The organism is Fulvivirga sedimenti (assembly GCF_020328055.1).
Genome location: NZ_JAIXNE010000004.1, coordinates 196,360 through 208,983, shown reverse-complemented (window position 1 = coordinate 208,983; position 12,624 = coordinate 196,360). Strand labels below are relative to the sequence as shown.

Genomic DNA, 12,624 nt, shown 5'->3' with positions numbered 1-12,624 from the left:
ACTACCGGATACGATTTTCTGATATTCAATGAAATTTGGGATTTTCATCCTTATCCCAGATACCCCAGTATGCACCAACGTCACCTTCTGCACCTACTTTCCAGGATTCATCAAAGGATGAAAAATAGAAGATCTCAATATCGTCTTCTTTGGACCATTGCTGGGTATTGATGAAGTAACTCATGAAATTCTCTTCTGAAGGATCTGCCCCGTTCAGACTGGTTCCCTGGCTCGGCCACCCGGTTTCGGTGATGATCACCTTTTTTCCTTTGCCCGCGTTCACCGCCATGTTGTACATTTCCTTCATGTACAGAAGGGAGTAATCGCTGTGGCATCCTTCCCAGAACGGATAGCAGTTGGCCAAAAGGACGTCACAAGCATCCGTGATTTTAGGCCTGTCGGCAAATTCGTAGTATGCGTCCACATAGCCAACCTGAACATCCGGGAGCGCTTCTTTCACCCGGTGTATAAATTGAAGCAATTCCTCTTCAGTCAGATCACCGCGGTACATTACCTCGTTACCTACGGCAGCGATATCGACATAGCCTTCTCTTGCTACCTTGATTAAATTTTCAATTTCCCGGTTATTGATCTCCGGGTCATCGCCAAGCCAGGCACCCACCAGGGTTTTAATCCCGTATTCCTTTGCTATTTTGGGAATGAGTTCATTTCCGTCGGTACAGGAAAACGACCGTACCCATTTGGTGTAGGGCTTTATGATTTCCATCCTGTGACGAATCTGACTTTCTGAAAGCTGATCTCCAGGTTGTTGCCCTTCCGTGTACGGACTGAAGCACAATCCATGCATTCCCTGTTCAAGGGTTTTTTTATACAATTCAATTAATTCCTGACGGTTCGCAGTTGATAGCTTTACAGCCGAAAGAGATAAGAATCGCTCTGAACGTTTTGACATCGTTAACTGTATTTTAATTTTTCATTTTTGTCCCAAATTCCCCATCGCTGGCCTACGTCACCTTCATGGTGAACTTTCCAGGATTCATCGAATGAGGAGAAGTAGAATACTTCGATGTTTTGTTTTTGTCGCCAGTTATTCACATTGACGAAATATTTCATCGCATTTTCAGGGGATGGTTTGGCGCTTTTGTGATCTTCACCACCTCCCGGCCATCCGGTTTCTGCAATAATAACAGGTTTTCCCTTTGAAACCTTGTTCACAACCTGATACATTTGATCGAGGTAGACAGTGGCCTTGTCAATGTCGCAATCTTCCCAGAAAGGATAACAGTTGGCAAGCAGAACATCACAGGCATCAGCCAGGTCCGGATGTTCGTAGAATTGATAATAGGTATCCACACATCCGACCTGGATATTTGGCAAAGCCTCTTTCACACGCTTAATGTAATGGATTAATTCATCCTTGCTTAATTCACCGCGAAGCAAAACTTCGTTCCCAACTGCAGCGATATCCACCACTCCCGACTTTGCCAGTTCAATTAGTGAATTGATCTCTTTTTCATTTTGTGCCTTATCCTTGCTGATCCAGGCTCCTACCATGGTCTTCAAACCCCTTTCACGGGCGACCTTCGGAATGAATTCATTACCTTCTGTACAGGAGAAGGAACGCACCCATTTGGTATATGGAGTAATCACACCCATACGTCGACGGATTTGGGATTCTGTTAAAATATCGCCGATATCCTGGCCCTCTTCATACGGACTGAAACACAATCCGTGCATACCCCTTCTTAAGGATTCAGCATAGTGCTGTTTGATTTCCAGATGGTTCATCGCAGCAAAATCCATATCCGTCTCAAGGCCATTTTTGATATCGAGCCTTACAAGAGACAGCAGCTTTTCCGCTTGATAATATGTGAGGGGTTTCTCTTCCGGACCTTCTTTACGTTTGTCAAGTTCTGCGCGAATTTCATGAGCTCGATCTTCAGTTACATCATAATTCCACATGACAATCATTGCAACCAATGTACCTAGTATGGGAACGCCAGAATAGAATGCTCTGAGTCCTATAATAGCTCCTTCAGTTTGAGATGCGGCATCCGGATCAAATCCAACAACGGATAGGATTGCACCGCTTAACAGTCCGGCAATGGCAAAGCCGAACTTCACCATCCACCAGTAAATTGCCCCGAATATACCCTCGCGTCGTTTTCCGGAGGTGAGTTCATCGAGATCTATCACATCGGCTGTCATTGACATCATCAGAACAAACAAACTGCCTATGCCGAAGGAGAAAAATGGCAACGCGAAAATGAACATGTATGGTTTGCCAGGTATAAATAGAAACCAAAGCATAATGTATCCGATAATGGAGATACCCTGCGAGATGAGGAAAGCTTTTTTCTTTCCTGTCTTCTTCGACATGCGCGCCACTACAGGTATCACAGCAAAAGTTGTGACCAGCGCGCCGATACTTCCGAAAAGGGTAGGCCAGACTCCTGCTGCTGCTGCATCACCGTTGAAAAGATAATAAACAACTATAAAGAAGGAGAATGCTGCAATCGTATTGAACGCGTTGAAGATGAAGAATGTGGCAATGCACAGTTTTCTGAAAGGCTTTATTTTAAATGATTCGACAAATCCATTTAAAATTTCCTTCAGACCTGTGCCGATATGCTTCAAGGTGAGAGGCGAATAATTTTCATTCAGCGTTGATCTGCTCTTAATAAATATGGCGGGCACCATAGCAAATATCATACAGATCACGCCAACCCAGATCGCAAGCGTTCGTGTGGCCACATCGGCAGATTCAAACCAGTCGGGGTCGTACATTACAACCCAGAACCAGGGTGCAATAACCCATGCCCACTGACCGATCCACTGGGCGACAGCCATTATATCGGTTCGTTCATGGAAATCGGTACTCATTTCATACCCCATGGCCACGTACGGAACACTGAATATGGTTAACCCGAGGTAGAATATGAATGACCAGATCAGGAAGAATGTAAAATTATAGGTTACACCGTTAACCCTGTACAATTGCCACATGATAATAAAGGAAATACCCATGACCAGGGCTCCCAGAAACACGTATTGTCTTCGTCTGCCCCATGTTGATTTAGTGTTATCGGAAATAAATCCCATAATCGGATCACTAAAGGCATCAAATACCCGGGGCAGAAAAAACAGGACGCCCCACATCCATCCCGGGAAACCCAGGTCCTGAACCAGAACAACCATGAAGATGCTCAATGCGGCCGGAAACATTTGGTTGGCAAGCATACCAATACCAAAGGCAACCTTAAGACCAAAGGGTACCTGTGCGACGCTTGTTTGGGTTGATTTAGTCATATTGTCGGGGGTTAAGGTGCTATTATGATGGTTTGAATGGCTTGTTGGTTAATAGAAATTAATGATGATTCTTCACCGATATTCAATGAAAAATTCTTCTTCTCTGTTGTTGGATTGAAAACCACTGCCACAATGGAACCGTCTGGATTCTTCGCTGCTGTTACCATCATCTCCTTATCTTCCGATTCAAATCCAATTCTTTTCGCTCCCGGTCTGATAAACCGGCTGAAATGGCTCATCACATAGTAGAGTGGTGTGAAGTACACTTCATCATTTTCTGTATCTGCAATTACCGGAGCAACGCACCAGTTCTTAAACCAGTTTGGACCGCCCTGGGTGTTCAACACCATATTCCAGTCAACCCATCCGTCCACCCAGTTATTGAGGCAACCAATGATGTCACGAGCATAACGATATGTTGGTACATACTTTGGATGAAGGTGCTTGTCTTCCTCCGGCGCCCAGTCCCAACCCCAGTCGGTGGCTTCCTTCGACCAGTACCAGGCATCATCCTTCCATTTGGGAACTTCAGCATCGATGCAGGCCTCTGTCTGTATCAGGTGTTTATCAGGAGCCTTTTCGTGGGCGTAGCGCAATTCATCCGGGAATACCTCGAAAGTGCTCGCATACCAGTGGATGGCCGTACCGCTGAAATATTTGGAGCTTTGCTCATTGCGGTACATGTCGTCTACCCATTCCCGAAGGTGCTCACGGTTTTGGTCGTAACCCAAAATCTTAATGTCTGCCTTTCCTTCTCTTTCCAGAATCGGACCGAGGTGATTTTGAACGAAGAGTGTCATCTCCCCGGGTGTAAAATGCATACTTTCCCAGTTGTTGCCATTTCCCAGTGGCTCGTTTTCGACAGTAAACGCCCAGATATCAATTCCCTCCGACTTCATAGAGTCTGCATATTTTGCGAAAAACAAAGCCCAGACATCATTGTATTCCGGCAGAAGTCTTCCTCCAACCCAGTTCTTATTGTCTTTCATCCATGGAGGGGCAGTCCAGGGCGAGGCAATGATTTTGAAGCCTTCCGTCGATTTCTTCATCGCATCCCTGATCATCGGAATGATGTCATCCTTATCCTCATCCAACGAAAAATGGGTCAGTTCCATGTCATTTTCCATTGGTGCGTAGGAGTAATTGCCCAGCGAAAAGTCACTGGAGTTCATGTGCGTCCGCGTGAGGGAATATCTGGCGCCGGAATCTCCGAAGTATGCTTCGAGTACAGTGTCCCTGTTTTGAGGACTCAGCTGATTGAGTACGTAAGCCGATGCCTCTGTAAATGATCCGCCGAAACCGGTAATGGTCTGATATTCATCTTCGGGGATCAGTTTGATAACCGATCTATTGCTTTCTTCATCAAAGGAGGTGAGCCGGGTAAGCTTATGGCCATCGGCAGAGGTCTCATATACTTCAATCGCAGGCGCTTTCATATCGGTTTTACATCCTCCCATCATGAGGATAGATAACAGGACGGGAATATATTTTGTGATCAATTTCATTTATTCATTTCAACTTCCGGATGGGAGGGTGGCACCATTACATCGGCAAACAATGCAGTGCTGTCACCATTATAAGTGTTTGAAATTCGGTTTCCGCCCCTTGTCAACTCACCGAAAACTCCCTTATCCACCAAATTCCACAACGGATATTTAGCATGGCCGTCCAGCGTAAACAGGCCGAAATGGTTTTCCGAACCCTTGGGATTTCCGGCATCTTTCCATTGTTCGTCAAAGGCTTCGAAATAGAAACATGAAATCCCTGCACTATTGGTCCATTCACGCATGTGTTTGTAATACAGCCCCTGTTTATATTCATCCGTTGCTTTAGAACCGTGCGGACCGTAATGACCGTTTGAAGTGGTTGCCCAACCTGTCTCGCCGATATGGATTGGTTTATTGACACCCAGACTCCTGACATACGTTGAAACCGAATCATACTGTTTCTGAGCAAACTTCAGTGCGCGCATCATCGCAGCATCAATCTTTTCACGGTCAGAGAGATCCACTTCTTCTTCGGGAACAAACCAGAATTCCGGGTTATAATGAGAGTTGTGATATGGATAGGTATGCATTGAAATATAATCGACCTCTCTGATCAGGTCTTCCAGATCTTTGGTGTGGTAAAGCGGGTCACCGCCACCCCAGGAGGCAAAATCATCAGAACATGTGATCCAGAGGCTTTCAGGTAATTTCCCTTCAGCTTTCAGCTTCTGAAGATGACGAACCCATTTCAGGATAACGCCGGGTTGTACATAATAGCTTTCCGCCCATTTCACCATCGCCTCATTTCCAACAGCCAGTATCTTTACGATGTCGGGGTACTGATTCGCAAGCGCAACAGCACGGGCGATTTCACCCTCATTCTGCTCGCTTTCCACATTATGATCCGGCGCCTGATCTGTCCATGCATTTTTGCAGTCGATCCATGCTCCCAGCATGACGTACATCTCAAAACCGGGATCCTCTTTCTTCAATTCACTGATCGCCTTCAATACATTGGAGGCGTGGGGAAGCTGGACATTGTATGTCCGAAGGATTTTTATTCCCATTGCCGACAAGATCAGCATATCTTCCTTCAATTGTCCCACAGTAGGCTGGATCTCCCTGGATTTCTCCCGGTATCCTCCAAAGGAAATCGCCTGGTAGTCGGGATTTCCCAATATATCTTTTGCAGTCACTTCGTTGGTTTTAGTCTCTTTCACTTGATCGGTTTCGCCTTTTTTTGGATTACACGCAACAATAAAGAACGCTCCTGCGATTATTAAATTTATAATCAGTTTCATAATAGTTCTTTTTTATCGGAGTTACCCATGTTGTTCTCATTTACATCATTTCAACAGAGTAACCTGTCTGGACTTATTTCTACGGTAATACTTGCTATCATTCCGTTTCTTTCAAATATATCTTTGCTCACTTGCTGGTCAAGTGCCAACCCAGAAACCTCACGGGTTGAGCCATCATTTAAATTCAGCCGGATCCCTTCAGTACTTGAAAGTTTATAGATTACAGGCACCTGGCAATATGTAAAACAAAGGCATCCCTTTTCCACCGCATGCTTATTCCAATTCTGATTTATATCGATATATTCAAAATCAGCACTTTGGGAAAGGAACTCTTCTTTCTTTAGAATACGCGGGTTAAAGCGCAATTTCCCATGATCTACCTCGATTCCCAGCTCTCCGATCCGGCAGAGGATATCTTCCTTAACCTGTCCGGTCATTCCAGGCTGTTGAGCACCCTTACCTTTTGGTGTATGCGAATAGGGATCAGTAGGAAATGCTCCATAAAGCTCGGGCGATTTATGGACTCCAATGCCGTCAAGAATCTCATAATAATGTGTAATGAGTCTGTCAATCACATCTTTGTTTTCATTTCCGTGAATGGCGGCAAGGCAACATTCCTGTACCGCGAGCAATAGCTTTGAAACCATATGCCAGTAAATGGAACCAAGGCCTTCGTATCCGTAGAAGGTGCCCGATCTGCCCGTAAATGCTTTGTGATTAAAAACCGCTTCAAATATTTGCAGGACTTTTGCCTTATCTGATTTAGCCAAATCACCGTACTTTCCGTCGCTCAGGCTGTTCAATGATTTTTCCAGATCTGCGGCATTCCTGAAATTGCCATTGAAGTGGAATGTTCCTTGTATGTCCTTTTCAATGATGTGCCTGTTTCCATCCTCTACAAGTTTCTTCAGGAGAGGAGATTCTGCAACGGCCGCTGCAGGAATATTATTCTTTTCCATAAATCCCGGAAGAGTTTTTTCCGGGTACAGAAGGTAACTGTTTTGATCCTCCCGGTATAACTTACTTGACTTCATAGCATCCAGCAAATCAGCTGTTTCTTCCGCGGAAAGGAGGCCGCTGCTTAGCACCGAGACCTGGCCTTCCAGCATTTCACTCAGATATGAGATCGAAACCTCATCCGAACCGTTAACGGACATCAAATTATAAGCATGATATAGTTTGTCGGCCCGCTTGTTTGACTGGAGTGACCTGATCAAATATTGCAGGCTAAGGTCATTAAAGTCTTTCAGCTGCCTAAGATCCAGCTCGGATTTCCTGCCATCGAAGGATTCTGAATATACCTTCTCCCTGAAGCTGCTTGCAGCAGAACCCAGGCCATCCAATACTTTTTTACGGTCTTTATCAGAGACAGATGTAGAAAGAATGCTTCTATGTTCACTCAGAACCTGATGCATTTGTTCCAGGAGCGAATTCACTTCAGCCGAAACATGAACTTTTTCGACATCGGTATTCTCCAGAAGGTTGTTGAAGAATTTTAAAAAGCGAATTAAGTAGTAGAGGGTGACCATTGAAACACCGTTTCCAACGAGGGCGTTATTCGCGTCATTCCACTCCGGTCGCTGCGTATTCATCCAGATTCCGCCATCGGGAATGAAATTAGACATTTTTGCCAGCACGGTGGCAAGTATTTTTTCGATGAAATTAACCTGGTAGATGTCACCATTTTTATCACTTAAAAGTGCACCATCCGCACCAATTTTTGATATTCTGCTCAGGATAGCCTCATCCTTCTTATGATCGAAATCAATGGTGTCTTTTGGGTTGGCTAAGAGTTGAGGATAACTCTTAATCTTATATGGAACATTGGCATAGACAAACAGGTCCTGGTTGAAGTAGCTGCTAAGTTTACCGGGATAGTGGGCCTCTGTAAATTCAAGGAATTTGAGTAGATAAATGATCTGGTGGTCACCCCAGTAGCCGATATACGACCATGGATCATCTTCCTCGATGCGTTCCCAGTCAATGCCATTCTTGGTAATGCGGTAAGGATTGTAACCGTCGAAAGTGGATGCGTTCAGGAAGCGGAAAATCATTCCCTCACTGAACTCAGGGTAGGAGTAGGCCAATGCTTCCCAGTTCTGGAAAATATCGCGCCAGTTGCCCTCATAGTCCAGTATTTTCGACCCGTCATTTTCATCCGTTGTATTGATGGAAAACTGGTTCCACGGACGACTAGGGTCTCCATGGCGCCGACTGAACTTGAGTGGCAGATATTCCAGGCATAGTCGTTTCAGAGTAGTGCTATCTGTCCTTGAAACGAGTTCAGTCAAGGAATCAAGAGAAAATACTTCCGGAAGATTGTCGAGCATGGTTTTACCCTGTTTGGCCACTTCCTTGTTGGCATTCGCCAGGTAACGGTACAAATCATTCTTTTCAATCAGATAATTCTGATCAAAAATGCCACCGCGCATGATATTGAATAGTGTATTCGAATAGTGCCGGGTGTTCCTGAATTTATCTTCTGAGAGTTGTAATGCATCTGCAGCAGCATTTAACTCAAGCAGCCTCCTGGTGCCCTTGTCGATATCGTTTTGAATTTTCTCTGCCAGATCACCTCCCTTTTTTATTTCTTCTGAAAGAGCCACAATAGCTGAAATAGACAGGTTCACGTTGGCCACAATCATCCAGTCTTTTTGTGATCCGCCGTTAAGTGTCATTTCACTGAACACAAAATATGCACCCTTCTCAGCCTTTACATCCTTTTCCTGGTGAATGGGAAGGCCTTTCCGAAATGAATCGAGCTGTAATGAAGAAAGCAGGTATGAAGGATTATCCATTCCTGCTGACCAGGCGATATTGGCTTTCAGCGCTTCACTTGGCTCAGCTTTATCTACAATGATTGAGCTGAGGGCAAAAATACCAATACCGCCCTCCCCGATGAGTTCATTGCGCTTGTAGGCATCAACGAGGTTACTGCTTGAATTTTGCACTGCAGCCCCAACACCGCTGGGCATAATATTCTGGATACCGTCCAAAACCTTTACTTCAACCGGGTCATTTGTGTTATTGGTGAGTTGAACTTTCTTCACAAAACCATAGATATCACTGGAGTTCCATTGATACCGATAGGCAAGACCGAGGTCATGATTGATCTCTTCGAATAGAATTTTGTTGCCATGAACATTCTTGTAGAGATTGCGGGTGGTGGAATAGAGATGTGCAAATCGGATTGAGAATGGCTCCCAGATATGATTTTTTCCGTTTTTAGTGACATTAAATATCGACTTGCTTCCGGTTATTTCTGCGGACTCGATGATCTTATCATCCGTATAATAAGGGAAGAGAGCATAATCTGAATTTTTCCTGCCTGCGCTTATTCCTCCATTGCTTCCAATGAACATCCAGTGATTTGAATCACTTACGATACTCATGAAAAATGGCCGCATCCTGTCTGAATTTGAAATGAAATAATACGTTTCATTTTCAAATTGTGCTTCCTTTAATTCAACGTTCCTGAATGTAGTCTCTGTCATTAATATGGTGTTAGTTTCCTGGTAGTTTTAAAAGGGTCCATTTCTGATTGAACGTGCCTGACGGCTGTGAGCTATCCACCCAGGTTTCAAAAACCAATATTGGCCGTCGACAAAAAAACCGACGGCCAATATATCATAATTTTGGTTTAGTTCTTAACCAGTTTGATATTATCCACCAGAACAACTCCACCGGCACCTACAACAGCTCCGCTTGCGATATTGAAATGTATCATCATTGTAGAACCCGCTGCGTCTACACCCGAAAAATCGAATGTCAGGCTTGTGTAAATAGATTCATTCAGACCCTGTGCATGAATTTCATAGTTGTTTGTCACGCCAACGCCAGGGATGTTGGTTTGGAGGTGAACAACGGCTGCAACAAGGGGAGCCCCAAGTTTCATATCAAACGTCAGCCGGACGTTCGACGCCCCGTCATAGTTCAGGTCCGTTAAATCGAGCTGGAAGATATATGCTTTTCCGGCTGCGTCTGTTGGATTAAGACCCGACAGCCTCATTGCTCCTCCCTGTACACCGCCGTCTGCAACCCACTCTATACTTGCTTCGTCGCTATTGGCATCGGCGAGGCGCATCCAGTTGGTAATGGATGCAGCATCATCGAAAGTCAGGTTAATGATGCTTCCGGATGGCATTGACTCCTCTTTGTAGAAGAAGATATTGTCGATGTAAACCTCTCCTGAATTTACAAGATCGATAACCAGTTGCTGGATATTGCTGCTTGCGGCAAGTCCGTTGCTTTGGAGTACCGAGAACGGAATATCGAACTGTAGCCACTGGCCCTTTTTGATTGCCGGGCTTGATGAAGCGTTTACATTGATCAACGCTTCAGATGTAACGGCTCCAAAATCCACCAGTTTCATCAGGAATGCCGAATTTGCATCCACATCATTAGGGAACCAGAGATCAAACCGGAAGTTGGTCATACCTGCTGCTGCAGCATCAATCTGGTTGGCGCCTCCAAGTTCAATTACCTGGAAGTTACCGCCATCCACTTCAGCGAAAGTATATTTCAATGCGCCGTTTCCGGAAATACTCACCTCTTCAAATGTTGCGTTTCCGTAAAAATTAAAGCCTTCTCTGGCTACGTCAGTATATGCGTCGCTGTAAATTGAGATTACATTAGCCGCAGATTGGGTAGGGGTAGGTGCCGGTGAAGTCGGAGGCACCGGTCCACTACTACCGGCAGGCTTATAGAAATAGATGTTGTCGATATACACTTCGCCTGAATTGATAAGGTCGACAACTACCTGCTGAATATTACTGCTTCCGGCGAGACCGTTGCTTTCCAGTTCAGTAAACGGAAGATCAAACTGGAGCCATGTGCCCTGGGCAATTGCCGGGCTTGATGAAGCATTGATGTTGATCAGTGCTTCAGAAGTTGTGGCGCCGAAGTCAACCAGTTTCATCAGGAATGCCGAATTCTCATCCAGTTCGTTCGGGAACCAAAGGTCAAAGCGGAAGTTTGTCATTCCTGCTCCGGCAGCATCTATTTGATTCGCACCTCCAAGTTCCATTACCTGGAAATTGCCGCCGTCCGTTTCAACGAATGTATACTTCAACGCTCCGTTACCCGAAATACTCACCTCTTCAAATGCCGCGTTTCCGTAAAAATTAAATCCCTCTCTGGCAACATCGGTGTACGCATCGCTGTAAATGGATATCACGTTCTCCGGAGCATCTGTAGGTGTTGGCGCCGGAGAGGTAGGAGGTATGGGGCCTCCGCTGCCTGCTGTTTTGTAGAAGTAGATATTGTCTATGTAAACTTCACCCGAAGTAAGCAGATCCACCACGATTTGCTGAATGTTGCTGCTTTCTGTAAGGCCATTCGATTCTAACTCACTGAAAGGGATGTCAAACGATAACCATGATCCCTGGGCGATTGCCGGGGATGATGAAGGATTCACGTTAATGAGACCTTCTGAAGTTGATGTGCCGAAGTTTACCAGTTTCATGAGCATTGCCGATGTTTCGTCAACCTCATTGGGAAACCAAATATCGAAACGGAAGTTGGTCATTCCTGCGGCTGCCGCATCAATCTGATTAGCACCACCCAGCTCAATAACCTGGAAGTTTCCTCCGTCGCCTTCCACGAAGGTGTATTTCAATGCTTTATTACCAGCAATATCAACTTCTTCAAAGGCTGCAGCACCGTAGAAATTAAATCCTTCAACCGGAACATCTGTATAAGCGTCACTGTAAACCGAGATCACATCCGATTCGGGCTGTGAAGGGGTAGGAGCTGGAGATGTAGGCAATACAGGTCCGCCGGAAGAAGCTGATTCCTGGATGATGTCGTCTATGTAGAATGTTCCCGCGGTAGTGCCCGGGCCGTCTACGAAGATGGTGAGGCGGTTATATTCTGCAATGGATGTGAAGTCAAATGAGATTTTTTCCCAACCGGATCCTCCGTGATTTGCAGTGGTTTCGATGGCTGCTGCTGTTCCTTCCTCAAGTTTCATAAGGACAGATATAGGAGCTTCCGACCAGAAATTCATGGATATTCTCTTGTCGGTGGTGAGATCGATAGATCTTCCAAGATCGAAAAACAACCCTTCAAATTCTTCGCCGTTGTTCGTTATGGCCCCTACATTGGTTTCCTTATCGTTTGATCCCGACTGGTCAGGATTGCTCACTACCTCAAAGGAAGTTCCACCGAAAACAGTTGGATCATAGTTGACACCACTGTTATCGAAGGTGATGGGCAGGGCAGCTGTTTCAGGAACCGCGATGGTAAAGGTGTCCTCAAAGGTATCGGATGCACCTGCAAAATTTATTGCTGTAAGCGTTACCGTGTAGGTTCCGTTTGAAAATGTACGTATCGGATTGATTTCTGTGGATGTTTCATCATTTCCAAAATCCCAGAGGTATTGGTCAGCATTTTCTGAAGTATTGAAAAATGTGACAGTTCCGGATTCCTGGTTGATCTTTTGCGTAAAACCTGCAATTACCTTGGGAAGATTGTCTTCGTCATCTTCCGAGCAACCGAAGAAATTAGTCGCCAGGATCAGGAAGGCAAGTAAGGTGATGTTTTTTAGTAGAGATTTCATGGTCATT

Annotated in this window: 6 protein-coding genes; all 6 read right to left on the bottom strand. The window is 45.1% G+C overall.

Annotated features, from left to right (window positions below):
- Window positions 1-25: 25 nt before the first annotated feature.
- The 6 genes from LDX50_RS18960 to LDX50_RS18935 all read right to left on the bottom strand — a co-directional run bounded on the left by LDX50_RS18960 (window position 26) and on the right by LDX50_RS18935 (window position 12,617).
- Window positions 26-913 carry a glycoside hydrolase family 17 protein gene (locus tag LDX50_RS18960; RefSeq protein WP_225697775.1) on the bottom strand — a complete coding sequence of 296 codons (888 nt, stop codon included), beginning with the start codon at window positions 911-913 and terminating at the stop codon, window positions 26-28.
- A 2-nt stretch (window positions 914-915) separates the two neighbouring features.
- Window positions 916-3,270: an MFS transporter gene (locus LDX50_RS18955; protein WP_225697774.1), complete on the bottom strand. Its 2,355-nt coding sequence runs from the start codon at window positions 3,268-3,270 to the stop codon at window positions 916-918.
- A gap of 11 nt (window positions 3,271-3,281) precedes the next feature.
- Complete coding sequence (locus tag LDX50_RS18950; RefSeq protein ID WP_225697773.1) at window positions 3,282-4,775, bottom strand: glycoside hydrolase family 30 protein; 1,494 nt, start codon at window positions 4,773-4,775, stop codon at window positions 3,282-3,284.
- Window positions 4,772-6,058 (bottom strand): glycosyl hydrolase family 17 protein, encoded by a 1,287-nt coding sequence (locus LDX50_RS18945; protein WP_225697772.1) that lies wholly within the window; start codon window positions 6,056-6,058, stop codon window positions 4,772-4,774. The genes LDX50_RS18950 and LDX50_RS18945 overlap by 4 nt, the downstream gene beginning before the upstream one ends.
- 50 nt (window positions 6,059-6,108) lie before the next feature.
- The gene (locus LDX50_RS18940; RefSeq protein WP_225697771.1) at window positions 6,109-9,552 is read right to left on the bottom strand and encodes a hypothetical protein; all 3,444 of its coding nucleotides are present in this window, start codon (window positions 9,550-9,552) and stop codon (window positions 6,109-6,111) included.
- Between the two features lie 146 nt (window positions 9,553-9,698).
- Complete coding sequence (locus LDX50_RS18935) at window positions 9,699-12,617, bottom strand: PKD domain-containing protein (RefSeq protein WP_225697770.1); 2,919 nt, start codon at window positions 12,615-12,617, stop codon at window positions 9,699-9,701.
- Window positions 12,618-12,624 lie beyond the last annotated feature (7 nt).